The sequence below is a fragment of the Rhodococcus sp. IEGM 1305 genome, from assembly GCF_030058635.1.
Lineage (GTDB): Bacteria > Actinomycetota > Actinomycetes > Mycobacteriales > Mycobacteriaceae > Rhodococcus_F > Rhodococcus_F opacus_D.
Genome location: NZ_JASHKX010000046.1, coordinates 1 through 23,413, shown reverse-complemented (window position 1 = coordinate 23,413; position 23,413 = coordinate 1). Strand labels below are relative to the sequence as shown.

Genomic DNA, 23,413 nt, shown 5'->3' with positions numbered 1-23,413 from the left:
CCGCTACCGCTGACGGAATTCACTGACCGCGCGAGCGGCGAGCGAATCCCAGGCAGCTACCCGGCCCCCGAGCCCCCCGGTCTGGTCCAGATCGGACCCGGTGCACACGCACCGGAAGGCTCGGGGGCCGTTGTGCGCTCCGCGCCCGTGAGTACTTCTTAACCGCCCGACGTTAATAAGTACTCACGGCAGCGGGGGCACGGGTTCGGACCACTCCAGCCGCCCCGCTCGAGCACCGTCCTCACCTCGGCCGCGACGTCGCACGAGCGCCGCGTCACCTCCTCCCAGCCGTAGACCAGCGTCGCCTTGCCGGCGAGTTCCGCCGCGTTGCCGCGACGCCGATCTCGCAGGGCCACCGACCGCGACGAGTGATACCGCAGTCCGTCCAGCCGCACGAGGAGCGGAACGCCGCTTTCCGAATAGTCGACGTCCTCGTAAAGGGTTCGTCCGTCGACGAGAACAGGCGACTGTCGTCGAGCGGCCGGCAGTCCGTGCGCGAGTTCCACGTCGATCGCGTACCGGTGCTCGAGAATCGACTGGACTCCGCCGGACACGAACGTCAGAGCGTCGGTCAGAGCCTTGCGGTACCTGCGCGGTGGACGCTGCTCGATCCGTCGAAGCAACTCGTGGACCGGAATGTCGCTGCCGGTGACCGCCGACACGAGGACGCGTGCGGCCGCCACCGCCGACGGCTCCGCGACAGCGAGATCCACGACGGTGTCGGCCTGGGACGTTCGAGGCGGAAGCGTCGGGACGAGGATGTGGGCGTGCGCCCGGGATCGGTGCACCACGACCCCGGGATGCAGGAGATCCCCCTCGCGGGGAACGGGACGGTCGGATCGCCGGCCGACCTTCCGATACGTCGGTCCCTGCGGCTCCGCAGACAATCCGTAGGGCGCCGTGACGTGAATCGGCCCGTCAGGGTCGACGGGCATCAGCCCCCACTCCTCGGCCGCCGTCCGATGGCTGAGAATCGCTCGGGGACCGCCGAACAGCAGTGCCGCCCACAGCCTCATCGGCCGGTCGAGCGGACCGTTCGTGACGGCGTAGACGCCGTGCAGAACCGCCGACCACTGGCCGGACTCCACCATGTGCTGAATCTGCCGGGTCGAGATACCCAGTCCGCGCAGTTGGCGGGCCGTGACGAGGCCGTGCTGATAGTCGAGGACTGTTTGGAATTCGGGCCTGAAGTCGATCGTCGCAGTCGTCATGGACGCGACGGTGCGCACGCCGACCGACAGGATTCGTCCGAAACAGGCCGATCTCAACTGACCTGTGGATGAACCTCAGGTTGTGGATAACCCGAGCCGTGAGTACTTGTTAACCGCGCGTGGTTAATAAGTACTCACGGGCGCTAGCCAACGTAGCGGGACAGACGCGCGGAGAGGTGGGGACGCAGCTCACCGTCGGCGATGATGCGTTCCTCGACGTAGGCGAGGTCGCCGCCCTCGACAATGCCGTAGAGACGCTTGGCGCCGCCGACGAGAACACCGGAGGTGCTGCGGATCACGACGTCGGTCGCGAGTTCCCACGACGACTGGGTGAGGGCCTGACCCTAGAACAGTTCGACGATGCCGGAGCTGTGGGCGAGGAGGAGTTCGACGACTTCCTCGTTGGTGCTGCCGGGGATCCCGTCTCCGCTGATCCGCCAGAAGCCGGTTTCGTGGAGGTCGGGGCGCACGTATTCGCCGTCGGCGTCGAGGACCCAGGTCTGGGATTCCCACTTGAGGTAGTTGCCACCGTTGTGGGAGACGATGATCTGCTGCCCGAAGGGGTAGTCGCCTGTGTCGGGGTCGTGGCCTTCCCCTTCACCGCGCCACACACCCACGAGGGGCAGTACTGCGAGGAGTTCGTTGTTCAGATCCGGGCCGAGGCGCAGATTTGCGGTGTCCTCGGGCAGCGGAAGGTCCGGAAGCTGCGGGATGTTCCGCGACGCCGTCGTCTTGGAACGCTCGATGGCGTCCGCGACGGCTGCGTCACCGCTACCACGACGCACGGCGGGGGTGTCCCCAGCGGGCGCGCTCGTAGTCGGGTGCTCGGAAGGCGGATCTGCGCCTGCGTCCGGGTTCTGACTCACGACTCGTCGGTGACCAGGCGGTAGATCGTGTAGAGCGAGAACCACGTGATCAACACGGCGGCAAGGACAAGAAGTACCTCGAAGAAGATAACCACGGGGACATCCTAAACCGAACCCGTCGAACGGTCGAAACGGGAGGCGACTTACCGTGACTGCGGCTACGGTTTCTCGAAGGCGACCACCCGGTCGGTTCCGAACATTCTCATGCGGTCGTCTCGTCTCCCGTCCCTCCCGGAGGTCCCATGCTTCGATCGAGTACTGCCGTCACCGGTCCGGTGCGGGCCGCGATCGCGGCGACGGTGCTGCTGCTGACCGCCACCGCGTTCGGTGCTCCCGGCCTTGCCGTCGCCGCGCCCGACACCGGGAGCGCAGACTCGGGAAGTGCAGATTCGGGGAGTGCCGACACGGACCGTGTCGATCCGAACAACTACGCCGCCGACTGCCCCGACGTGATGATCGTCGCCGTATCCGGCGCCACCGACTCGACGGCGGACCGCAACCCTCTGGCTGACGAGAATCGGCAGCTCTGGTCGAACTGGGTGGGCAACGTGACGGTGCCGACCGGCGAGGCCAACAAGGACGATCCGGGGACGGTGGGGTGGATGTACGTTCCCTACCCGTCCACGTACGGTCTGGGTCTGCTGCAACCTGTTCCGACATACCAGGATTCGATGGCTGCGGGTGTTGCGTCGACGAACAAGATTCTCGACGAGAACAAGGTGAAGTGCGGCGACGACACCAAGTACGTGCTACTCGGATACAGCGTCGGCGCCGAGGTGGTCGAAAGGGTGTCGCGCGAACTCGGCCACCGAGACGGCAACGCTCTGGTTACCGCCGACGACATCGCCGGCGTCGCGCTGATCGGCGACCCGTACCGTCCCGCGGGCACCCCCTCGATGGGCGAACCCGGCCCGCCCGGAGGCGGTTTCATGTCGTCCGAGCCGGCCGACTACGGCGCTCTCGACGGCAAGATCACCTACGCGTGCCGCCCCTACGACATCGCGTGCGACGCGCCGCAGGAGATCGCCGTTCTCGAACTGGCACTCGGGGTGCTGGGACAGATGCACTTCACCCTGCTGAACCCGGGCCAGACGGTCTCCGACTTCGCGAATGCGGTGACGAACATGGCGGCGCGGTCGATTGTGCACATCGTCACACACGAAGACTGGTTCGCCTCCGACGAGTCCTTCCTCGACGTTCTCCGCAAGGTGGCCGACCGGACTTACGACCCAGACGGCCCGGACCGCAACATGCAGGTGTCCCAGGAGCAGATCGTCGAGGCGCTCAACTGGGCGATGGGTCCCGGTTCGGAGGTCGTGAAGGCGAAGCTCGCCGACGAGGGCCCGGGGTTCGTCGAGGACAACAGGGACGTCTTCGAACTGGTGATCAAGCCGTACATCTTCCTGGGCTTCATCCAGCACCTGTTCTACTGGAACAACAACCCGAACGACCCCTGGTACTGGGAGAGCGAGAAGGTCGTCGACTGGATCACCGCACTCGCGCAGTCGGAGAAGGGCGGCGAGACCATCCCAGCCGCACCGGGCAAGTAGAGTCCGCACGACGAGAAGGGCCCCGCTCCGAATCCGGAGCGGGGCCCTTCTGATGTCGTCAGCTGGTGACTACTCGCCGACCGTGACGTCGACGTTGTGCACGCCTGCGCTCGACGGGCTCACCGTCGAGGTGCCGTTGCCGGAGCTGGACAGTGCACGCACGGTCCACTCGCCGGGAGCGGCGAAGAAGCGGAAGTCTCCGGTGCCCGAGGCGACGACCTCGGCGGTGAACTCTCCGCCGCCGTCGAGGAGACGCACGAACGCTCCACCGATCGGCTGGCCGTCAGCGGCGAGAACGCGGCCGGTGATGACCGTTTCCTTCTCGACGTCGACGCCCGCGGGCAGGGTCTGGGTCTGTACAGGTGCTCCACACATGGCTCAGTGAACCTCCAACTCGATGGGTGCGCCGACGAGCGAGCCGTATTCGACCCAGCTGCCGTCGTAGTTCTTGACATCGGACTTGCCGAGGATCTCCTTGAGCACGAACCAGGTGTGGCTGGAGCGCTCGCCGATACGGCAGTACGCGATGGTGGGCTTGGACTCGTCGTAGCCCTTCTCCGAGTACAGCTTCTCCAGGTCGTCGTCCGACTTGAACGTGCCGTCCTCGTTTGCGGTGGTGCTCCACGGAATGTTGATGGCCGTGGGGACGTGTCCACGCTGCTGCGCCTGCTCCTGCGGCAGGTGCGCGGGAGCGAGGATCTTGCCGGAGAACTCGTCGGGCGAACGCACGTCGACGAGGTTCTTGCTGCCGATGGCGTCGATGACCTCGTCGCGGAACGCGCGGATCGACAGGTCGGGGGCCTCGGCCTTGTACTGGGTGGCCGCGCGGGTGACGGTCTCCTTGGAGAGGGGACGCCCGTCGAGCTCCCACTTCTTGCGGCCGCCGTCGATCAGCTTCACGTCCTGGTGGCCGTACAGCTTGAAGTACCAGTACGCGTACGCCGCGAACCAGTTGTTGTTGCCGCCGTAGAGAACGATGGTGTCGTCGTTGGCGACGCCCTTGGCGGACAGGAGGTCGGAGAACTGCTGCTGGTTCAGGAAGTCACGACGGACGCCGTCCTGCAGGTCCTTCCGCCAGTCGAGGCGGATGGCGCCTTCGATGTGGCCGCCGTCGTATGCGCTGGTGTCCTCATCCACCTCGACGAAAACGGTCTTGGGGGCGTTGAGGTTCTGCTCAGCCCAGTCGGCGGAGACTAGGACATCGGAGCGAGCCATGGTGTTCCTTTCGATGTGTACTTACTTGTGTCGGGTGGATCGTGCAGTGGTTCTCGGTGTGAAACTTTCAGGCCGCCGTGCGGAAGCGTGCGACGAGTGGATAGATCTGGCAGCCGAGGCAGATGCCGAACGCAGCGTTGAGAAACGCCGCGAACAGGGCGAATGCGGTGGCCACGGCGCCGACGACGCCGGAGCCGGCGAAGAAGCCGACGGTGCCGACGGCGGCGAAGACGAAGCCGACGAGCTGCGCGAAGCGAAGCGGTGCGACGGGTTCGCGTTCACTGACCGGGGCGAGTCGCGGCGCGACGAGGGTGCCGAAGATCCGGCCGTACGGGCTGCGCCGTGGCCCGGTGGCTGCGCCTGCCGCGAAGACGACCGCTTGAAGCGCCAGCAGAATTCCTGCTGCGACCAGCGAGAACGTCGACACGACGAGCACGGCGACGAGGACGGCGGTGGTGACCCAGGCGGCGAACCGGGGGCCACGAACGTCGACCTGCTCGAGCTCGAGTGTTGTGGACATGAGAAGTGCTCCTGCGGTGAGTCCTGAATGCTTGCCTGGCGCCGAACGACGACGGAAGACGTCGTCATCGGGGGTGAGATCACGTGCGCGGAATCCGCGGTGTCAGCAGAAAGCGACAGCCCTGGTGATCAGCAACAGGTACAGCAACAAGCCCCGAGGCGGCACAGGTCTACTGTGCGGCGACGGGTGAGCATGAGCTCGTGGCTGGATTGCACGACGACGAGTTTACCCGGTTCTTCAGGAATTTGAACCCGGGGGCCGGGTGAGGGGTCCCAGCGCGGCCCGCAGGTCGGTCGCGGCGGGTACTCCGGACACTCGGAAGCGTTGCTGCAGGTCGGCGTCGAGAATGAACGTCGTCGGCAACGACAGAACGCCGAGTTCCTTGGCGAGAGCGGGATACTCGTCGATGTCGACCTCCACTTCGACGGGAGGTTCCGGCTCGCCGGCGAGGTCCGCGACGACCTGTCCCACCACCCTGCGCACCGCCGCGCAGGGTCCGCACCAGTCGGCGGAGAAGTGGAGAACGGTGGCCCGTCGAGGGTGCTCGGGCGATGCCGGCCCGACGCCCGCCGCCTCGAGGAGCAGTCGTCGATGGTCGGTCACGACCGCGGAAGTCTCGCCGGTGCTCCGGACGGTCCCCTGGCGGCGTTGCCAGACGAGCCCGAACACGACGGCGGCGAACAGTGCGATCAGTAACAGTGTGATTCCGGTCATCGGCTCTGCAGTTCGTTCAGGTCGATCGTGACGTTGTTGCCGACGCCCTCGATGACGATCTGCGAGCCTTCCGCGTAGACCTCCGTCGGCTGGACGCCGAACGGGAGTTCCCGGGGGTCGATCGTCCGGGTGAAGAGGCCGAGGATCGCGGGGGCGAGAGGTTCGGGGATGGTGAAGTCGGCGTGGCCTTCGGGCCCGAAGTAGAAGTCGCTGGCGACGATCTTCACCTGACCGCCGTCGAGAACCAGGTCGGCCTGGACGCTGACGGTGGTCTCGATGGGCCCGACGGGGACGGTGCCGGTGAGGACGACGCCGCCCGCGGTCGGCATCCCCGAGCCGCCGGAGCCCCCGGTGCCGTCCGACTTGCTGGCCGGCGGGGCCGAAACCTGCAGGTCAGGGATGTCGAGGAAGCGTCCCAGGTCGGTGGCGTCGATGAGCATGCGGCCGGAGAGGTGATCGACCGGAAGGGCCTTCACGGAGCCGTCGACGAGGTCGGACAGCGGCGCGGAGACACCCAGGAGGGTGGACTCGATAGTCACCTCACCCACCACGTCACTCTGTACTCCCTGGGCGCGGATCTCGATGTTCTCGTACTTTCCGTCCCACGCCTGGGTGAGGAACGGAAAGCCGTGAACCGTCACCTCGGGATCCGCTGTGAGGGACGCCCCTGCCCGCAGTTCCCGCGACACCCGGTACTCCGCGTAGGCCGCCGAACCGAAGTCGACGACGAGACCGAGAGCCACGAGGAAGACGATTCCGATGATGAGTTTCCGCACGGCCCCATTGTGACGGACACCGGTCGGGGGAGTGTCGGTGCAACCTCCGCGCCGGTCGGCCGGGGGTTCGGTGCAACGAACGCCGACGGCGGCGCGCTACTCTGTCACCGACAAAAGTGTCGATACCTTCAGTGTCGATCTACCTGGACCGGCGGATGAACGATTCCGTCTGCCGGCCGGGTACGACGGCGACGAGATGGGAGGCTGTGTGGAGCTACTGCTTCTTACCTCCGACCCCAACCCCGAGGCAGTGCTGCCTGCCCTAGCCCTGCTGGCGCATTCGGTGCGGCCTGCCCCGACGGAGGTGTCCTCTCTCCTGGAAGCGAGCTCCGCCGACATCGCCCTGGTGGATGCGCGCACCGATCTCGCGGCGGCTCGCGGCCTCTGCCGGCTGCTGGGCAGCACGGGTTCCGCGGTTCCCGTGGTGGCAGTCCTTACCGAGGGTGGCCTGGTGGCGGTCAATTCCGACTGGGGCCTCGACGACATCCTGCTACCGGGCACCGGACCGGCCGAGGTGGACGCCCGCCTCCGACTGCTGGTCGGACGCACCGGTGGCGTCGCCAGCCCGGAGGCTTCCGGCAAGATCACGCTGGGTGAACTGGTCATCGACGAGGGCACGTACACGGCCCGTCTGCGCGGCCGTCCCCTCGACCTCACCTACAAGGAGTTCGAACTCCTCAAGTACCTGGCACAGCACGCGGGTCGCGTCTTCACCCGCGCGCAGTTGCTGCAGGAGGTGTGGGGATACGACTTCTTCGGCGGTACCCGCACGGTCGACGTCCACGTGCGTCGTCTGCGCGCCAAGCTGGGCAGCGAGTACGAATCCTTGATCGGTACAGTTCGCAACGTCGGCTACAAGGCCGTCCGTCCCACCCGCAGCAAGTCGGGTGCGCCGGTGCCGCCCATCGACGACCTCGACGCCGAGGATGCGGACTTCGAATCCGCGGAAGGGCCGGCGATCCAGTGAGTGCTTCGGTTCAGTCCTGGACTGATCGACTCGACGGCAAGCAAGCTGCGGACGTGTCCGCACTGCTCGAACGCGCGACGGCAACGGACGGAACCGCGCCGGTGTCGGAGCAGGGCGTGCACGCCGTGTCCGGCGCCGGTAGCGCCGGTGTCCGTCATCTCGTGGAGACCGACGCCGATCGGATCGTCGGGTATGCGCAGCTGCAGCCGGGTCACGGGGATCATCCCGCGATGGCCGAACTCGCCGTCGACCCCGAGGCCCGTGGCCGGGGGATCGGTGGCCGGTTGGTCACCGAGGTCCTGTCCGAGGGTGGTCCGGACGCCCGGGTGTGGGCGCACGGAAACCTGCCTGCGGCACAGGCGGTGGCGCAGCGCCTCGGGCTGACCGGTGCGCGCGAACTTCTGCAGCTCCGGCGTCCGCTCGCCGGTGCGGAACTCCCAGAACTCGTTGTGCCGGAAGATGTTTCACTCCGCGAGTACCGCGGCGTCGAGGACGATCCCGAGGTGCTGCGGGTCAACGCTGCCGCCTTTGCCTGGCATCCCGAGCAGGGGTCGTGGACCGAACGTGAAATGGCCGAGCGTCGTTCGGAGGCCTGGTTCGATCCGTCCGGACTGTTCATGGCGTTCGCCGCTTCGGACGAGCAGAGACTGCTCGGATTCCACTGGACCAAGGTGCACCCGAAGCAGGGCGACGAGCCGGCCATCGGTGAGGTCTACGTGGTGGCGATCGGCCCCGACGCCCAGGGGCGTGGTCTCGGCCGGTTGCTGACGCTCGCCGGACTGCACTACCTGCGTGACCGCGGGCTCGGTGCGGTGCTGCTCTACGTCGAAGGCGACAACGCGTCGGCGCTGCACACCTACGACCGGCTGGGGTTCGAGCGGTTCCACACCGACGTCGCGTACGCGCGCGCCTGAGGCGCTTCTCTACTTCCGCACCTGTTGTTCGTCTCGGAAATGTGGACAAATGCTCGGTCTGTTCACCTTCCGTTCACCGATCGTGGTCCAACTGGACATTAGCTACCCCTAGGTTTCTCCGTGGGCAGCGCCGTGTTGCCTGGTGCAGATTTCAAAGAAACGCACCTCATGTCGCCGCCCGATCGCGGGCGAGACGGTATTTCCGGAGGACTAGGTGAATCTCAAGCGCAATGGCGCCCTGCTCGGTGCAGTGGCCCTGGGTGCCATGACCTTGGCCGCGTGTGGCAGCGACAACAACGCGGCGTCGAGCGGCGTCGACGCAGCGGCGTCCAACGCGACGTGCGAGGGCAAGGCCAACCTCTCCTCGGCCGGTTCCTCGGCCCAGAAGAACGCCATGGACCAGTTCGTCTCCACCTACATCTCCGTCTGCCAGGAAAAGGGCAAGACCGTCAACCTGGCGTACAACCCCAGCGGTTCCGGCGACGGACGTACCCAGTTCATCGCGGGCCAGATCGACTTCGCCGGCTCCGACTCGGCGATCAAGGCCGAGCAGGCCGAGCAGGCCAAGGCCCGTTGCGTCGGCGGCGAGGCCTGGAACCTTCCGCTCGTCTTCGGACCCGTCGCTGTCGCCTACAACCTCGACGGCGTCGAGGACCTGGTGCTGAACGGCGAGGTGACCGCCAAGATCTTCAACGGCACCATCAAGAAGTGGAACGACCCGGCCATCGCCGCGCTCAACCCGGGCGCCACCCTGCCGGACCAGGACGTCACCGCGATCATCCGCTCGGATTCGTCGGGAACCACCGACAACTTCCAGCAGTACCTCACGGCCGCCTCCAACGGCGCCTGGACCACCGGTGCAGGCTCCGACTTCACCGGCGGAATCGGTGAGGGCGCCAAGGGTTCGGCCGGTGTCGCGCAGGCAGTGGCCTCCGCTCCGGGCTCGATCACCTACGTCGAGAAGTCCTACGCCGACCAGAACAAGCTGTCTGCCGCACAGATCGACACCGGCTCCGGCCCCGTCGCGCTGTCGGACGAGTCCGCGGCGAAGGCGATCGAGGGTGCGCAGTTCAAGGGTGAGGGTGTGGGCGATCTGACCCTCGACCTCGGCTCGATCTTCGGCACCAAGGAAGCGGGTGCGTACCCGTTGGTGCTCGCCACCTACGAGATCGTGTGCTCGAAGGGCTACGACGCCGACACCTCCGCAGCGGTCAAGTCGTTCCTGACCAGCGCAGCGAACGAGGGTCAGGGCAACCTGGCCGAGCAGGGTTACGTGCCGCTGCCCGACTCCATGAAGGAGAAGCTGAACGCGTCGGTCGCCGCAATCGGCTGATCGTACCGTTAGTCGTTCGGACCCGCCCATGACTCGATATTCTGACCAGGAAAGATTGCGAGCGCAGATGAGTGAAGCGCACATCGAATCAGCACCTCGCGCCTCCGGCTCCGCTTCTGGCGGAGTCGGGGTGGGCGGTCCGAACGGCACCCCGGAGGCCGAGTTGAGTACCACCAAGGCCGAAGCCCCGACTCCGACAGGTGCACCGCGCAGCAAGTCCGTCGCGAGGCCGGGGGACCGGATCTTCAAGTCCCTCGCAACCACCTCGGCGATCTTCATCTCGATCCTCATCGCCGCGATCGGCATCTTCCTGATCTGGCGCGCAGTTCCCGCACTGAGCAGGAACCAGGTCAATTTCCTCACCAGCCGTGAGTGGGTCACTCAGAACATCAACGCCATGGCGTTCGGTGTTCTCGACCTGTTCCAGGTGACCGTGCTCGTCTCGCTGTTCGCTCTGATCCTCGCGATGCCCGTCGCCCTCGGCATCGCGATCTTCCTCACCGAGTACTCGCCGAACTGGCTCAAACGTCCGCTGGCGTACGTGATCGACCTGCTGGCCGCCGTGCCGTCGATCGTCTACGGCCTCTGGGGTCTGCTGGTGTTCGCTCCGGCGATCAAGCCGCTTGCCGTGTGGCTCAACGAAAAGCTCGGCTGGTTCCCACTGTTCGCGACCGGAAGCGGTTCCATCACCGGCGGTGGCACCATCTTCACCGCAGGTATCGTCCTCGCCGTCATGATCCTTCCCGTCATCACCGCGGTGACCCGCGAGGTGTTCGTGCAGACTCCGACGCCCCAGATCGAGGCAGCACTCGCGCTGGGTGCCACGCGGTGGGAAGTGGTGCGAACCACGATCATTCCGTTCGGCAAGTCGGGCTACATCAGCGGATCGATGCTCGGCCTGGGTCGCGCCCTCGGCGAGACCATGGCGCTCTACCTGATCCTGCGCACCACCTCGCAGCCCTTCGGATGGTCGCTGTTCGACGGCGGCGCCACCATCGCCTCGAAGATCGCTCTCGGCTACGCGGAGTTCAACAACAACATTCAGGCCGGCGCCTACATCGCCGCAGGTCTGGTGCTCTTCGTTCTCACCTTCGTCGTGAACGCCGCTGCCCGCGCCGTGATCGCAGGAAAGAAGGACTGACCCATGACCGCGACACTCGACAAGCCGGTCAAGGCCCCCACCTTCCAGGGGGTCGGTGTCCGCCGACGCATCACCGACCTCACCGCCACCGTCCTCGTGACGCTGGCAGTGCTCGTGGCGCTGGTCCCACTGGTGTGGGTCCTGGTCACCGCTGTCATCAAGGGAATCCCTGCCCTGACGTCGGCCACCTGGTTCACCCACTCGCTCAGCGGACTGACTTCCTCGGCGGCGGGCGGCGGCATCTACCACGCGCTGATCGGCACGATTCTGCAGGGAATCGTCTGCGCGGTGCTGTCCATTCCGCTCGGACTGTTCGTTGCGATCTATCTCGTCGAGTACGCCGACCGGAAGTCGCGGCTCGCGAAGCTGACCACCTTCATGGTCGACATCCTGAGCGGTGTCCCGTCCATCGTGGCCGCCCTCTTCATCTACGCCTTGTGGATCGCGACGTTCGGTTTCCCCAAGTCCGGCTTCGCCGTTGCGCTCGCCCTGGTGCTGCTGATGGTTCCCGTCGTCGTCCGCAGCACGGAGGAGATGCTCCGCATCGTTCCGCAGGACTTGCGCGAGGCGTCGTACGCGCTGGGCGTTCCGAAGTGGAAGACGATCGCCAAGATCGTGCTGCCCACCGCACTGCCCGGCATCATCACGGGCGTCATGCTGGCGCTGGCCCGGGTGATGGGTGAGACTGCGCCGCTGCTGATCCTCGTGGGTTACGCACCCTTCATCAACTTCAACCTGTTCGGTGGCGAGATGGGCACGCTGCCCGGCGTCATGGTCGCCGAGATGAACAACCCGACCGATGCCGGTACCAACCGCATCTGGGGTGCGGCGCTGACGTTGATCCTCCTCATCGCCATCCTCAACATCCTGGCCAAGGTCATCGGCCACTTCTCACAGGTCCGCAGCAAGTGACACATACACTCGATTTCGAACACCAATCAGTAGGGAGCCGGTAATGGCCAAGCGTCTGGATCTCAAGGACGTCAACATCTACTACGGCAAATTCCACGCCGTCGCCGATGTCGGGCTGTCCGTCCCCCCGCGGAACGTGACCGCCTTCATCGGCCCCTCAGGCTGCGGCAAGTCGACGGTGCTGCGTTCGCTGAACCGCATGCACGAGGTGACTCCCGGTGCGCGCGTGGAGGGTTCGATTCTGCTCGACGGTGAGGACATCTACGGTTCCGGCATCGACCCGGTCGGCGTCCGCAAGACGATCGGCATGGTGTTCCAGCGTCCCAACCCGTTCCCGACGATGTCCATCAAGGACAACGTGGTGGCCGGACTGAAGCTGCAGGGCGAGCGCAGCAAGAAGCGTCTCGACGAGGTGGCCGAGCGGTCGCTGCGCGGCGCCAACCTGTGGACCGAGGTCAAGGACCGTCTCGACAAGCCGGGCGGCGGACTCTCCGGCGGTCAGCAGCAGCGTCTGTGCATCGCCCGGGCCATCGCGGTCTCGCCCGACGTCCTGCTGATGGACGAACCCTGCTCGGCGCTCGATCCGATCTCGACCCTTGCGATCGAGGACCTGATCACGGAGCTGAAGAAGGACTTCACCATCGTGATCGTCACCCACAACATGCAGCAGGCGGCGCGCGTGAGTGACCAGACGGCGTTCTTCAACCTCGAGGCCACCGGCAAGCCGGGTCGCCTCGTCGAGATCGACGACACCGAGAAGATCTTCTCCAACCCGACGCAGAAGGCCACCGAGGACTACATCTCGGGCCGCTTCGGATAGAGCGACACACACGAGAACGCCCCGGCCGGTACCGCGGTCGGGGCGTTCTCGCGTCTGCGGACGGCGACCTCGGGCGAACCTCGGCCGAACGAACGGGACGCTCGTACGGTCAGACCGTACGAGCGTCCCGTTCGCGCGAAAAGTGTTGGGGGAGTTCTACAGTTCGGGGTACGAGGTGAGGGTGTCGGCGTCGACGGCGGGCGTCTGGGTCTCGTCGGGCAGCTTGCCGGTGACGAGGAAGATCACCCGGCGGCCCACCTCGACCGCGTGGTCGGCGAAACGCTCGTAGAAGCGGCCGAGCAGGGTGACGTCGACCGCCGCGGCCACGCCGTGCTTCCACTCCCGGTCCATGAGGACGGTGAACAGGTGACGGTGGAGGTCGTCCATCGCCTCGTCCTCTTCACGCAGGCGCGCGGCCCGTTCGGGATCGCGCGTCTCGAGAACCTCGCGGGCAGCGGCGCCGATGGACACGGCGATGCGCCCCATCTCGGCGAAGTAGCCGTTGACCTCTTCGGGAAGCACGTGGTTGGGATGTCGGCGGCGCGCGATCTTGGCGACGTGGAGAGCCAGCGCACCCATGCGATCGATGTCGGCGACGATCTGGATTCCGCTGACGACCGAGCGGAGGTCGCCGGCGACCGGCGCCTGCAGGGCGAGGAGGGCGAACGCCCGCTCCTCGCAGATGGTGCTGAGCTCGGTGATCTTGTCGTGCTCGCCGATCACCTGCTCGGCGAGGGAGAGATCTGCCTGGAGCAGCGACTGGGTGGCTCGCTCCATGGCGACCCCCGCAAGCCCCGCCATCTCACCGAGCAAGTCGGCAAGCTCGGTCATCTGTTCGTTGTAAGCCACGCGCATGAGGTCACAGCCTACGGTGCACGGGAAACCAAGTCACGATCACACGGTGAACGCGGGGTGAACGAGCGACCGGGCGGGCGCTCATTCGCAGGACGTGTCGCCCGCGTTCACAACCGCCAGGTCCGCGGGGATTTCCACGTCCTCGGGCTGACCCTCTCGCACGCCCGACATACTGAGCGGTGTGTCGATCGGGCTGGGCGTCTGGACGGTCCCGGAGAAGTTCGAACCGAGTGCGACCTCGACGACCGTCCCGAGTCCGGTGGTCGATTCGAGCACCGCACCGGGGAACGACGACGCCAGGGTCGCCGCCTCGGCTTCGTGGCCCGGCGAGAACCGGACGACGGTCTCGCCGCTGGTTCCGGTGTAGTTGCCGACGTTGTAGATCTGGAACCCCTCGGCGGCCAGCGAGTCGGCCACGGTCGCGGCCAGTCCCGACTCACCCGATGCGTTCGACACCTGCACGGTCACGCTGGACGGGTCGACGGCCTGGACCGACAACGGCGCCGGCGCTGCCTGCGGTTCGGGGGCGGAGGGCAGGGGTTCCGCACGCTTCTCGCCGGGCAGCGCCTCGTCGTCGATGATGGCGCGGAAGATGGCCTTGATGTCGTCGGTGCGCGGAATCTCGTTGCCCCACTCGGTGGTGCCCGCGGTGGGCACCGTCAGGAACGTGACCGCGCCCGCGTCGACGTTCTGGAGTGAACGCCCGAGCGTGACCAGCGACTTCGTGTCGATGTTCTCGACGAACGTGTCGCGGGTGAATGCGTTGATGAAGCCGTTCAGCTTGCCGGGATTGAGCAGCACCTGACTGGACAGGGCGCCCCGCAGCAGGGCGGACAGGAATCTCTGCTGACGGTTGATGCGGCCGTAGTCGCCGTTGCCTTCTGCCTCGACATGTCTGGCGCGGACGAAGTTCAGTGCGGTCTTGCCGTCGAGCATCTGGGTGCCGGCCTGCGGCAGCACGGTGCCGAGGACGCCGTCCTCGAGCGGCTGGGTGGTACAGACCTTGACCCCGCCGATCTCGTTGACCATCGACTCGAAGCCGGCGAAGTCCATGCCGACGAAGTGGCCGATCTTGAGACCTGACATCTTCTGGATCACCTTCACCAGGCACTTCGGTCCACCGAGTGCGTAGGTGGCGTTGAGTTTGTCGCCGTCGGCGGCGGGAAACGTCTCCTCGGTGTAGGTGCCGCTGGCGTTGTCCCAGCCCTCACAGACGGGCCGCTCGACGTCGAGGTCGCGGGGGAACGACACCGCGACCACCCGGCTCCGGTCGGCGGGGATGTTGACGAGCATCACCGTGTCGGCGCGGGATCCCTCGGCATCGTCGATGGTTCCGGCACCCACTTCGCCGCTCGCGCCGGCGCGGGTGTCGCTGCCGACGATGAGATAGGTCTCGTCACCGGTCTGCCCGACGGCGTCGACGATGTCGGTCGACTCCGTGTCGAGTGCCGCGATCTGGTCGAACTTGCCCTCGGTGGAGCGGAGGTAACCCCAGACGATGCCGGTTCCGGCGAGTGCGACCACCGCCACGAGTGCGACGACGGCGCGTCCTGCTGCACGGAGACGCTTGCGTTTGCGGGTCTTGCTGAGAGCCAGGCGGGTGGTACCCGGGTTGCCGACCACCTGCGGTACCGCGGTGGTCTCGGCGGAATCCGCGACCCATTCGGGCTCGGGCGTGCTCTGCGGCGGCTCCGGGGGCGACGGCGCCGGAGGGGTCTCCCGCGGCGGAACCCCGGGAGGCGGCGGCTGCCGCTCGTCGATCGGGGGAATGATCTCGGTCTTGTCCGGATCGTCCGGCGCGCTCGGTTCCTCCCCGGAGACCTTCTTCACCAGGTCTGCGACGGAGAGCGCTTCGGTGGGCCCACCCGCGGCCCGGCGGCCGATCCGGCCGCTGTCGTGGCGGGACGGTTCGGCGCGTTCTACCTGCGCCCGGTGCTCGGGCGGCGCGGTCCGTTCGGGTGGCGCGGTCTGCTCGGGAGGCCGCCGTTCGGGCGGTGGCTGACGCGGCGGGAGTCGCCGCGGCCGTCCGGACTGGGCTTCTCGGTAGCTGGGATCCGCGAGAGGACGCTCCCAGGGGGCACGGGATTCGGGAGTCGGTGAGTCCGAGCTGTGATCATCACCCACCGATGCAACCTGACCTCTCCGCCGACTCGGACCTCCGTCGGCCTCGACGGATTCCAGCCATAGTACTTATCGAACGTCGAGGCTCCACACATGTAGCGAGGTGACGCGCGTTCGTGGTGCTAACCACCAGAATGCATGAGGTCGGCGCCGGCGGGCACCAGGCAGTCGTCGGGGTCGTCGAGCCACCCCTCGGGGAGAGCGACCGTGCCGGGTGACCCCTGTCGTCCGCGCGGTCCCTCGGCGTCCTTGGGGAACGGGATGGTCGGATCGAGCTGGACGAGGAGGTCGTCGAGTTCGGTCAGGGTGCTCACGAGGGCCATCGCGACCCGCAGCTCGGACCCGGCGGGGAAGCCGCGCAGGTACCAGGACACGTGCTTGCGCAGTTCACGCAGGCCCTTGTCCTCGCCGTGATGATCGGCGAGGAGTTCCGCGTGCCGGCGGATGATCGTGGCCACCTCGCCGAGATTCGGCGGAGTGGGCTGCGGTTTTCCGTTCAGCGCCGCGCTCAGCTCCGCGAACAGCCACGGCCGGCCCAGGCATCCGCGGCCGACGACGACGCCGTCACAACCGGTCTGCTCCATCATGCGGGCAGCGTCCTCGGCGGCGAAGATGTCGCCGTTCCCGAGAACGGGCACGTCGGTGACGTGCTCCTTGAGCCGGGCGATCTCGTTCCAGTCGGCTGTGCCGGAGTACCGCTGCGACGCGGTACGCGCGTGCAGTGCGACCGCGGCCGCACCCTCGCCGGCGGCGATCCGGCCTGCGTCGAGATGCGTGTGGTGTTCGGCGTCGATACCGACGCGGAACTTGACGGTCACCGGGACATCGGTGCCCTCGGTCGCCTTCACGGCGGCGGCGACGATCCGGCCGAACAGGGTGCGCTTGTACGGCAGCGCCGCGCCGCCACCCTTGCGGGTCACCTTGGGAACCGGGCAGCCGAAGTTCATGTCGATGTGGTCGGCCATGTTCTCGTCCACGATCATCTTGGCCGCGGCGTACGTGGTGTCGGGGTCGACGGTGTACAGCTGCAGCGACCGTGGTGTCTCGGTCGGTCCGAACGTCGTCATGTGCAGGGTCGCGGGCTGCCGCTCCACCAGAGCGCGCGCGGTCACCATCTCACAGACGTACAGGCCGGACGTGCTGCCCGCGCGTTCCGTCTCGAGCTCACGGCACAGCGTGCGGAACGCGACATTGGTGATGCCGGCCATGGGGGCCAGAACCACCGGACTGCGCAGCTCGAGCGATCCGATACGAAGCGATGACATTGACGACCTCTGCGAAAGTGCTGGAACAAAAACTGTGCCCGGTACCGAATCCGGTACCGGGCACAGGATAACTGTTTACGTCACGAAGCCTTCTGCTCGCGCTTCTTGGCCTCGCGGGCCAGCATGCGGTCGCGCTGCTCCTCGAACTTGGTGGCCTGGCCCTCGAGGTTCTCGAGGAACTTGCCGAGGCTCTCGCGGACCTCTTCGCCGCGGGCGGTGAAATCGGTCCGCTCGAAGATGTTCCACTTGCGCAGGACGGGCATCACGACCTCTTCGAGGTGCTGACGCAGGTCGTAGATGCCGTGCTTGGCCATGAGCACACCGTTGCGCCGGAAGTTCGGCATGCCTGCGCCCGGCATCTGGAAGTTCTGGACGATCATGTTGATGGCCTCGAGCGCCTGATCGGGCGCGAGGTCGAGGGCTGCGCCGCACATGTTGCGGTAGAAGATCATGTGCAGGTTCTCGTCGGCGGCGATGCGCTGCAGCATCTTGTCGGCGATCGGGTCCTTGCACGCCTTACCGGTGTTGCGGTGGCTGACGCGGGTGGCGAGTTCCTGGAACGTCACGTACGCGACGGAGTGGAGGAAGCCGGCGTCGACGTCGGCGGGGGAGGCGAAGCCGTTCGTCATGTGCTCCATGCGGAAACGCTCGAGCTGGACGGGGTCGACGGCGCGGGTCACGACGAGGTAATCGCGCATCACGATGCCGTGACGGTTCTCCTCCGCGGTCCAGCGACCGACCCACGTTCCCCACGCGCCGTCCTGCGAGAAGTTCTCGGCGATCTCGCGGTGATACGACGGCAGGTTGTCCTCGGTGAGGAGGTTCGTGATCATCGCGGCCTTGGCGACCTCGTCGAGCTGCGACTGCTCGGGATCCCAGTCGATGCCGCCCATCGCGGCGAAGTTGCGTCCTTCGTCCCACGGAACGTAGTCGTGGGGATGCCATTCCTTGGCCATGGAGATGTGGCGGTTGACGTTCTCTTCTGCAACCGGCGACAACTCCTGCAGCAGTTCGAGTTGGGTCAGATCCCTCGCCATGTGTAATGCCTCCAGTAGCTCAATTTGACTTTGTTCAGCCTACGGCACCGTAAGTAGGTTGGTAAACGCCGTCGGCGGCCCGGGAACCGTCCAAGTTACCGATCCGTAATGGATCTTCCGGGATGTGTCGCCGCCACGCGGCGAACCGTTACATGACAGTGTACTGATGAGCGTGCGTGTGCGGTGACCAGCGTAATCATCGCAGGGAGAGATCATCACAGCGACGCGCGGGCAGTTGTGGACGATCACAGATTTGTCGGTCTCCACAGATTCCCCGCCGTAACTCGAGCCGTGTCGGCGGTTGCGTGGGAGCCTGTTCGTCCGAGCTGTCGGTCTCCTGGGATTCGATCCACCCCAGGTGTGAATATCGCCACCCGGGCCCAGTCCGCCGCCCGCACCCTTTCCGAGCAGGCCACCCAGGACCCCGCCGAGCCCGCCGGAACCCCGCGTGTCCGTTATGCCGGTTGCGGTGGGTCGGGGCGCTGCCGACAATCGTCACATGGGCAACAACATGAGCCGCCTGGAACAGATCGTCGCCGAGTTGCCCGAAGCCGTGCGGGTGGACGTCGCCCAATGGGACGGACACCCGACGTTCCGGGTGCGGGGGAAGAATTTCGTGTTCAGTGACGTGGAGGCCACCCGGTTGACGGTGAAGCTCAGCGTCGACGAGGCCGAAGCGGTCATCGCAACGGAACCAGGGGCCGAGCCCGCGGGATACGGTCTCGGTAGACACGGCTGGATCGCAGTGGACGTCGCGGACGCGGACGAGCCCCGCTGGAAACAGCTCCGTGAGTGGATCAGAACGTCGTACACGCTCGTCGCCCCGAAGCGACTGGCCGAGCAGGTGCTGGACGAAGAACTGTTGCCGACGCAGGGAGACCAGTCATGACGACCGAGGACAGCGCATCCACTTCCACACCGGCGAAATCGGGCCTGCCGGCGTGGGCCAAGAAGGCCATCGGCATCGCAGTCCTGCTGGTGATACTGGTCATCGCCTACTTCATCCTCGCGGCCTACCTGCCGCGGGCGTGGGCTCAGAACGTGGGTGGACTGGCGGGCGGCAGCTTCGGCGGCGGCATCCTGTGGGGACTGTTGTTCGGCACCCTGTGCACCCTGCTGCCGCTGCTGCTGGTCCGCGGAGCGTGGCGGCTGTTCCGCCGGCGCCGGTTCAAGCCGGTGCAGATCGTGTTGCTGATCCTCGGTGTCCTGGTGGTGCTGCCCAACCTGTTGACGCTCAGTGTGGTGCTCGGCGGCAACAGCGCAGCGCACGCGGGCGAACGGATCATGGACGTCGACGCGCCCGGATTCCGCGGCGCGTCGCTCGCCGGCGCCATCATCGGAGTGGTGCTGTTCCTCGGCGTCGCCGGAGTCAGCTTCACGTACCGCAAGCGCGGCGAGGATCTCGCCGAGATGCGGAGAGAAACGAAAGCGAAGGACGGACAGGTGGGCGACGGGCCGCCGGCCGGACCGTCACCTGCCACGCCCTAGCGAATTCACCACACGAGCACGGGCTTGATCACCGTGCCCGCGGCCTGATCGGCGACGGCGCGGTTGATGTCGTCGAATCGATACTCGGTGACGAGACGGTCATACGGGAACTTCCCGTCCGCGTGCAGCGCCAGCAACTGCGGAATGAACTGCTGCACCGAAGAATCGCCCTCGACGCAGCCGCGGAGGGTCTTGCCGCTCAGCATCAGATCCTGAATGTTCACCGCCACTTCGGGTGCGCCGAGACCGACGACCACCGCGCTGCCGCGCGCCCGCAGGGACGACAACGCCTGGCCGATGACGGCGGGGATCCCCGTCGTGTCCAGGGTGTGGGTGGAGCCCCCACCGGTCGCCGCACGGATCGCGGCGACCACGTCCTGTGATCCGGGATCGATCGCAACCGCGCCGAACTCTTCCGCGAGCGCACGGCGTGCGGGGACCGGATCGACTGCGAGAAGCGTTGCGACGCCGGCTGATCGGGCCGCGAGCAGGGCGGCGAACCCGACGCTGCCCGCGCCGAAGACGACCACACTCGATTCGCTGACCGGCCGGAGCACGTTCAGTACCGCGCCGGCACCCGTCTGGAAACCGCAGCCGAGCGGCGCCGCGGCGGTCAGGTCGACGGACTTGTCGACGACGATGACGTTGTCGACGGTCGCGAGGACGTGCTCTGCGAAGCTGGACTGGCCGAAGAAGGCGGCGCGCACGGGTTCGCCGTTCTGGGTGACGGTGGCCGAACCGTCCGCGCGCCTGCCCGAACTGTTCAGCCGGTGCGCATCGACGCAGTATGCCGGACCAGCGCTTCGGCATTGGTCGCAGTTACCGCAGTGGCGGTAGCTGAGAATCACGTGATCACCGGGCGTCACCCCATTCACACGTGACCCGACGTGCACGACGATTCCGGCACCTTCGTGCCCGAGGACGGCGGGGCCGAGGGTGTGGGGGAGGGCCGCCTTGGTGAAGAGGTCCGTGTGGCACAGGCCGGTGGCGACGATGCGCACCAGTACCTCGTCCGCGCGGGGTTCGTCGAGTTCGACCGTCTCCAGCGTGAACGGGGAATCGGGTCCGCGTGAGAGCGCTGCTGTGACCTGCATTGGAACTCAGTCTCTTTCGAGCAGGAAGTAGTAGTGCCTGCCGTCGTCGAGGACCAGTGCGGACTTGCCGTTCATGATGCCCATCAGAGTGGAGTCGTCCACCTTCTTGAAGTGATCGAAGATGGGTGCGCCGTCGTACACCATGGTCGCGGTGACCTCGCCTCGGAACTCGATGTTCCACAGGCTGGCTTCGCCGTTGCCGGCCTTGACGTCGGAATAGAGGTTGCCGTCCGCGTCACGGCAGATCAACGGCTTCGCATCCTCGAGGGAGTGGAACGTCTTTCCGTGCCAGCGGCTCGCGAACAGCTTCTCGTGGAGGCGGTGGCCGGTGGCGAAGTCGTCGCCCTTCCAGCTGCCGAGGATGTCTTCGGCCCTGACGGTGTCGAGCGCCGCCCACACGGTGTCGAGTTCGTCGGGGGAGACGCCGCTCTCGCGCCCCCGGAGCTCGTGGAACGTGCTGCGGGCCTGATCGATGTCCATGAAGAGTTCCTTGGGGTGAGGGGTGCGAGGTTTACGAACCAAACTGTTCGTCAACCGCGCACGCTACGCCGAACCAGATGGTTCGGCAACGGGCAATTTAGGATGTCGGAATGCGAACAGCGGGAGAAGCCACGCGAGAACGGATCCTCGCCGCGGCCAAGGAGGAGTTCGCTCACCACGGAGTCGCCGGGGCCCGGATCAACCGCATCGCAGAGACGGCCCGAGCGAGCAAGGACCGTCTGTACGCCTACTTCGACAGCAAGGAAGCGCTGTTCGACGCCGTCATCGCGCAGTGGATCGCCGAGACGACCGAGCAGACGGCGCTGCGGGGAGACGATCTGCCGGGCTACGCGGGCCGGTTGTTCGACGACTACGTGGCGCACCCCGAGAACGCGAGGCTGCAGAAGTGGGCCGACCTGGAGATGCGCGAGCAGATCGCCGACAGCGATGCGCGGACCCTCGCGCTGCGGCCCAAGATCGCCGAGATCCGGCGAGGGCAGCAGGAGGGGTTCGTCGATCCGTCGTGGAACGCGGGCGAGCTGCTGCTCGTGATCACTGACATCGCCCTGTCGCTGGCCACCGCGCGTGGTGGACGCAAGCCGGAGGGGAAGTCGGGGGAGCGCACGGTGGCACAGCGGCGGCAAAGCGCTGTCGAGGCGGTTCGTCGTCTGATCGGGGCGCCTCCGACATCGGAAGCGCCGAGACGTGGGTGAGTGCTCGTGCCCCTTACCCGGCATGTGCCGGGTAAGGGGAGAGTGCCCCCAGTAGGGCTCGAACCTACGACCTGCGGATTAAAAGTCCGTAGCTCTACCAACTGAGCTATAGGGGCGCGGGGCCAGAGTCTAGTGCGCAGACGGTGACCGAGAAAACAGGGCCCCCGGCACGGCGCGCCGCGCGGGGGTGAAATGCGTCGGCTCGGGTGCGCACCCCCTGCAGCGCACCCGAGCCGACCCAAATTATACCACTTGGTGTGTTTTCGGCAGCGGTCCGGTTTGAACTCCATAAAGGTCTTCGGGTTGGTTTCTGAGAAGTTTCCATGATCTACAGACTGCTCTGTCGGTTCTTTCAAAACGGGGATACTGTTATGTATGGCTCCACGCTCGTCCCGGAAGGGCGAAAAGCGGGGTTACTACATCTGGGAGAGGGATTCACCGTCATGGCACGTCAGCAGGAGCGTGCGCGACGCACTCGCGCTGCGCTGGTGGAGTCGGCCGCGATCGAGTTCGCGAAGCGCGGCTATGCGGCGGCGTCGGTCAACACGATCCTCGAGGGCTCGAACGCCACCAAGGGGGCGATGTACTTCCACTTCCAATCGAAGGAGGAACTCGCCCGTGCCGTCCTTCAATCCGGAGTGGAGCAATTCACCGCCCTGACCGACAGGTGGACGAGTCGCACGGACATCGGGCCGTTCGAAGCCCTCCACGGTTTCGTGATCGACCTGGCGAAGCTCTTCCATTCCAGCGTCATCGTGCGGGCCGAGTTCCGGCTGATCGTCGAACCCGAGTTCTATCCGGACGTGCAGTCCGGCGGCTCGCAGGTGTGGGGGCGCGCCGCGCACGAGTTCGCGATCCGCGCTCAGCGCGACGGTCTGCTGCGCGCCGACGCCGACCCCGAGAAGTTCACCCGGGTCCTGGCGGCGTCTCTCGCCGGCCAGCGGTACATGTCCGACATGACGGCACTGGAGGGTGACCTCGGCGAGCGGTTCGCGGAATCGCTCGAAGTGATCCTCGAAGCGATGGCTTCACCCGAATGGTGGGAGAAGTTCGCGAGGGAAGGATGGCCGGATTCCGGTTCGGAACTGCCCGATTCGTAGTCTGACCTGGCGATTTGGGAAATTCTCGATCCGTGTCCTAAGCTATCCAAGCTCCCAACGGAACGCCGTTGAGGTACTGGTTCGGAGAAATCCGGCGGGCCCCCTTCGTCTAGCGGCCTAGGACGCCGCCCTTTCAAGGCGGTAGCGCGGGTTCGAATCCCGTAGGGGGTACGTTTGACCGGTGTCGAGCATGCGGTATGGTTCGACGGCAGTAAAAGTGACACGCAGTAACGCTTTACACTTGTAAAGCACAGCAGGACAAGCAAGGCCCTGTGGCGCAGTTGGTTAGCGCGCCGCCCTGTCACGGCGGAGGTCGCGGGT

The 23,413-nt window shown here is 66.3% G+C and carries 23 protein-coding genes, 2 tRNA genes and 1 pseudogene; 12 read left to right on the top strand and 14 right to left on the bottom strand.

Features of this window, described 5'->3' with window-relative positions; genetic code table 11:
• Window positions 1-158: 158 nt before the first annotated feature.
• Window positions 159-1,268, bottom strand: coding sequence for a type IV toxin-antitoxin system AbiEi family antitoxin domain-containing protein (locus QM693_RS33450; protein WP_283354464.1), 1,110 nt, complete (start codon window positions 1,266-1,268; stop codon window positions 159-161).
• An 86-nt stretch (window positions 1,269-1,354) separates the two neighbouring features.
• Window positions 1,355-2,077 (bottom strand): annotated as a pseudogene (locus QM693_RS33445) (heme-binding beta-barrel domain-containing protein).
• 242 nt (window positions 2,078-2,319) lie between these two features.
• Between QM693_RS33445 and QM693_RS33440 the strand changes: the two are divergent.
• Window positions 2,320-3,627, top strand: a complete 1,308-nt coding sequence (locus QM693_RS33440) for a cutinase family protein (protein ID WP_280778710.1) — start codon at window positions 2,320-2,322, stop codon at window positions 3,625-3,627.
• A gap of 69 nt (window positions 3,628-3,696) precedes the next feature.
• Here QM693_RS33440 and QM693_RS33435 read toward each other — a convergent pair whose 3' ends face one another.
• The 5 genes from QM693_RS33435 to QM693_RS33415 all read right to left on the bottom strand — a co-directional run bounded on the left by QM693_RS33435 (window position 3,697) and on the right by QM693_RS33415 (window position 6,852).
• Window positions 3,697-4,002 carry a DUF1416 domain-containing protein gene (locus tag QM693_RS33435; protein ID WP_005244353.1) on the bottom strand — a complete coding sequence of 102 codons (306 nt, stop codon included), beginning with the start codon at window positions 4,000-4,002 and terminating at the stop codon, window positions 3,697-3,699.
• A 3-nt stretch (window positions 4,003-4,005) separates the two neighbouring features.
• Window positions 4,006-4,842 carry a sulfurtransferase gene (locus tag QM693_RS33430; protein ID WP_280778707.1) on the bottom strand — a complete coding sequence of 279 codons (837 nt, stop codon included), beginning with the start codon at window positions 4,840-4,842 and terminating at the stop codon, window positions 4,006-4,008.
• A gap of 67 nt (window positions 4,843-4,909) precedes the next feature.
• Window positions 4,910-5,362 carry a DUF4395 domain-containing protein gene (locus tag QM693_RS33425; protein ID WP_105412948.1) on the bottom strand — a complete coding sequence of 151 codons (453 nt, stop codon included), beginning with the start codon at window positions 5,360-5,362 and terminating at the stop codon, window positions 4,910-4,912.
• Window positions 5,363-5,599: 237 nt separating this feature from the next.
• Window positions 5,600-6,076 (bottom strand): thioredoxin family protein, encoded by a 477-nt coding sequence (locus QM693_RS33420; protein WP_283354463.1) that lies wholly within the window; start codon window positions 6,074-6,076, stop codon window positions 5,600-5,602.
• Window positions 6,073-6,852 (bottom strand): LmeA family phospholipid-binding protein, encoded by a 780-nt coding sequence (locus tag QM693_RS33415; protein ID WP_105412950.1) that lies wholly within the window; start codon window positions 6,850-6,852, stop codon window positions 6,073-6,075. The genes QM693_RS33420 and QM693_RS33415 overlap by 4 nt, the downstream gene beginning before the upstream one ends.
• 208 nt (window positions 6,853-7,060) lie before the next feature.
• Between QM693_RS33415 and QM693_RS33410 the strand changes: the two genes are divergently transcribed.
• From QM693_RS33410 to pstB, 6 genes are all read left to right on the top strand, one after another.
• Complete coding sequence (locus tag QM693_RS33410) at window positions 7,061-7,819, top strand: winged helix-turn-helix transcriptional regulator (protein WP_280778705.1); 759 nt, start codon at window positions 7,061-7,063, stop codon at window positions 7,817-7,819.
• Window positions 7,816-8,733, top strand: a complete 918-nt coding sequence (gene mshD, locus QM693_RS33405) for a mycothiol synthase (protein ID WP_283354462.1) — start codon at window positions 7,816-7,818, stop codon at window positions 8,731-8,733. Before QM693_RS33410 ends, mshD begins: the two co-directional genes overlap by 4 nt.
• 214 nt (window positions 8,734-8,947) lie before the next feature.
• Window positions 8,948-10,066, top strand: coding sequence for a phosphate ABC transporter substrate-binding protein PstS (gene pstS, locus QM693_RS33400; RefSeq protein WP_280778703.1), 1,119 nt, complete (start codon window positions 8,948-8,950; stop codon window positions 10,064-10,066).
• Between the two features lie 67 nt (window positions 10,067-10,133).
• Window positions 10,134-11,207, top strand: coding sequence for a phosphate ABC transporter permease subunit PstC (gene pstC / locus QM693_RS33395; RefSeq protein WP_280778702.1), 1,074 nt, complete (start codon window positions 10,134-10,136; stop codon window positions 11,205-11,207).
• Window positions 11,208-11,210: 3 nt separating this feature from the next.
• Window positions 11,211-12,119: a phosphate ABC transporter permease PstA gene (gene pstA / locus QM693_RS33390; RefSeq protein ID WP_105412954.1), complete on the top strand. Its 909-nt coding sequence runs from the start codon at window positions 11,211-11,213 to the stop codon at window positions 12,117-12,119.
• A 43-nt stretch (window positions 12,120-12,162) separates the two neighbouring features.
• Complete coding sequence (gene pstB / locus QM693_RS33385; RefSeq protein ID WP_007301060.1) at window positions 12,163-12,939, top strand: phosphate ABC transporter ATP-binding protein PstB; 777 nt, start codon at window positions 12,163-12,165, stop codon at window positions 12,937-12,939.
• 156 nt (window positions 12,940-13,095) lie between these two features.
• On the opposite strand, the gene phoU is transcribed toward pstB, so the two are convergent.
• The 4 genes from phoU to QM693_RS33365 all read right to left on the bottom strand — a co-directional run bounded on the left by phoU (window position 13,096) and on the right by QM693_RS33365 (window position 18,217).
• The gene (phoU, locus tag QM693_RS33380; protein WP_105412955.1) at window positions 13,096-13,794 is read right to left on the bottom strand and encodes a phosphate signaling complex protein PhoU; all 699 of its coding nucleotides are present in this window, start codon (window positions 13,792-13,794) and stop codon (window positions 13,096-13,098) included.
• Between the two features lie 81 nt (window positions 13,795-13,875).
• Window positions 13,876-15,918 (bottom strand): LCP family protein, encoded by a 2,043-nt coding sequence (locus tag QM693_RS33375; RefSeq protein ID WP_283330674.1) that lies wholly within the window; start codon window positions 15,916-15,918, stop codon window positions 13,876-13,878.
• A 119-nt stretch (window positions 15,919-16,037) separates the two neighbouring features.
• Complete coding sequence (gene dusB / locus QM693_RS33370) at window positions 16,038-17,180, bottom strand: tRNA dihydrouridine synthase DusB (RefSeq protein WP_009477929.1); 1,143 nt, start codon at window positions 17,178-17,180, stop codon at window positions 16,038-16,040.
• 80 nt (window positions 17,181-17,260) lie between these two features.
• Complete coding sequence (locus QM693_RS33365; protein ID WP_007301063.1) at window positions 17,261-18,217, bottom strand: acyl-ACP desaturase; 957 nt, start codon at window positions 18,215-18,217, stop codon at window positions 17,261-17,263.
• A 499-nt stretch (window positions 18,218-18,716) separates the two neighbouring features.
• Here QM693_RS33365 and QM693_RS33360 point away from each other — a divergent pair, with 499 nt between their 5' ends.
• Both QM693_RS33360 and QM693_RS33355 read left to right on the top strand, forming a co-directional pair.
• Window positions 18,717-19,106: an MmcQ/YjbR family DNA-binding protein gene (locus QM693_RS33360; protein WP_283354461.1), complete on the top strand. Its 390-nt coding sequence runs from the start codon at window positions 18,717-18,719 to the stop codon at window positions 19,104-19,106.
• Window positions 19,103-19,705: a hypothetical protein gene (locus tag QM693_RS33355; protein WP_283354460.1), complete on the top strand. Its 603-nt coding sequence runs from the start codon at window positions 19,103-19,105 to the stop codon at window positions 19,703-19,705. Before QM693_RS33360 ends, QM693_RS33355 begins: the two co-directional genes overlap by 4 nt.
• Window positions 19,706-19,710: 5 nt before the next feature.
• Here QM693_RS33355 and QM693_RS33350 read toward each other — a convergent pair whose 3' ends face one another.
• Both QM693_RS33350 and QM693_RS33345 read right to left on the bottom strand, forming a co-directional pair.
• Entirely contained in the window at window positions 19,711-20,799 is a 1,089-nt protein-coding gene (locus QM693_RS33350) for an NAD(P)-dependent alcohol dehydrogenase (protein WP_283354459.1), read from the bottom strand.
• A gap of 6 nt (window positions 20,800-20,805) precedes the next feature.
• Window positions 20,806-21,279 (bottom strand): DUF4334 domain-containing protein, encoded by a 474-nt coding sequence (locus QM693_RS33345; protein ID WP_105412962.1) that lies wholly within the window; start codon window positions 21,277-21,279, stop codon window positions 20,806-20,808.
• Window positions 21,280-21,389: 110 nt separating this feature from the next.
• On the opposite strand from QM693_RS33345, the gene QM693_RS33340 reads away from it, so the two are divergent.
• On the top strand, window positions 21,390-21,992 hold the full coding sequence (locus QM693_RS33340) for a TetR/AcrR family transcriptional regulator (RefSeq protein ID WP_283330678.1): 603 nt from the start codon (window positions 21,390-21,392) through the stop codon (window positions 21,990-21,992).
• A 43-nt stretch (window positions 21,993-22,035) separates the two neighbouring features.
• Here the strand turns inward: QM693_RS33340 and QM693_RS33335 are convergent.
• A tRNA-Lys gene (locus QM693_RS33335) sits at window positions 22,036-22,108 on the bottom strand.
• A gap of 327 nt (window positions 22,109-22,435) precedes the next feature.
• On the opposite strand from QM693_RS33335, the gene QM693_RS33330 reads away from it, so the two are divergent.
• Both QM693_RS33330 and QM693_RS33325 read left to right on the top strand, forming a co-directional pair.
• Window positions 22,436-23,092 (top strand): TetR family transcriptional regulator, encoded by a 657-nt coding sequence (locus tag QM693_RS33330; protein WP_280778691.1) that lies wholly within the window; start codon window positions 22,436-22,438, stop codon window positions 23,090-23,092.
• Window positions 23,093-23,190: 98 nt separating this feature from the next.
• Window positions 23,191-23,263: transfer RNA gene (locus QM693_RS33325), tRNA-Glu, on the top strand.
• Window positions 23,264-23,413: the final 150 nt, after the last annotated feature.

Coding starts and splice junctions, on each gene's coding strand:
- QM693_RS33440 (WP_280778710.1), top strand. CDS start 2,320: ATGCTTCGATCGAGTACTGCCGTCACCGGTCCGGTGCGGGCCGCGATC.
- QM693_RS33435 (WP_005244353.1), bottom strand. CDS start 4,002: ATGTGTGGAGCACCTGTACAGACCCAGACCCTGCCCGCGGGCGTCGAC.
- QM693_RS33430 (WP_280778707.1), bottom strand. CDS start 4,842: ATGGCTCGCTCCGATGTCCTAGTCTCCGCCGACTGGGCTGAGCAGAAC.
- QM693_RS33425 (WP_105412948.1), bottom strand. CDS start 5,362: ATGTCCACAACACTCGAGCTCGAGCAGGTCGACGTTCGTGGCCCCCGG.
- QM693_RS33420 (WP_283354463.1), bottom strand. CDS start 6,076: ATGACCGGAATCACACTGTTACTGATCGCACTGTTCGCCGCCGTCGTG.
- pstC (WP_280778702.1), top strand. CDS start 10,134: ATGAGTGAAGCGCACATCGAATCAGCACCTCGCGCCTCCGGCTCCGCT.
- pstA (WP_105412954.1), top strand. CDS start 11,211: ATGACCGCGACACTCGACAAGCCGGTCAAGGCCCCCACCTTCCAGGGG.
- pstB (WP_007301060.1), top strand. CDS start 12,163: ATGGCCAAGCGTCTGGATCTCAAGGACGTCAACATCTACTACGGCAAA.
- phoU (WP_105412955.1), bottom strand. CDS start 13,794: ATGCGCGTGGCTTACAACGAACAGATGACCGAGCTTGCCGACTTGCTC.
- dusB (WP_009477929.1), bottom strand. CDS start 17,180: ATGTCATCGCTTCGTATCGGATCGCTCGAGCTGCGCAGTCCGGTGGTT.
- QM693_RS33365 (WP_007301063.1), bottom strand. CDS start 18,217: ATGGCGAGGGATCTGACCCAACTCGAACTGCTGCAGGAGTTGTCGCCG.
- QM693_RS33360 (WP_283354461.1), top strand. CDS start 18,717: ATGGGCAACAACATGAGCCGCCTGGAACAGATCGTCGCCGAGTTGCCC.
- QM693_RS33355 (WP_283354460.1), top strand. CDS start 19,103: ATGACGACCGAGGACAGCGCATCCACTTCCACACCGGCGAAATCGGGC.
- QM693_RS33350 (WP_283354459.1), bottom strand. CDS start 20,799: ATGCAGGTCACAGCAGCGCTCTCACGCGGACCCGATTCCCCGTTCACG.
- QM693_RS33345 (WP_105412962.1), bottom strand. CDS start 21,279: ATGGACATCGATCAGGCCCGCAGCACGTTCCACGAGCTCCGGGGGCGC.
- QM693_RS33340 (WP_283330678.1), top strand. CDS start 21,390: ATGCGAACAGCGGGAGAAGCCACGCGAGAACGGATCCTCGCCGCGGCC.
- QM693_RS33330 (WP_280778691.1), top strand. CDS start 22,436: ATGGCACGTCAGCAGGAGCGTGCGCGACGCACTCGCGCTGCGCTGGTG.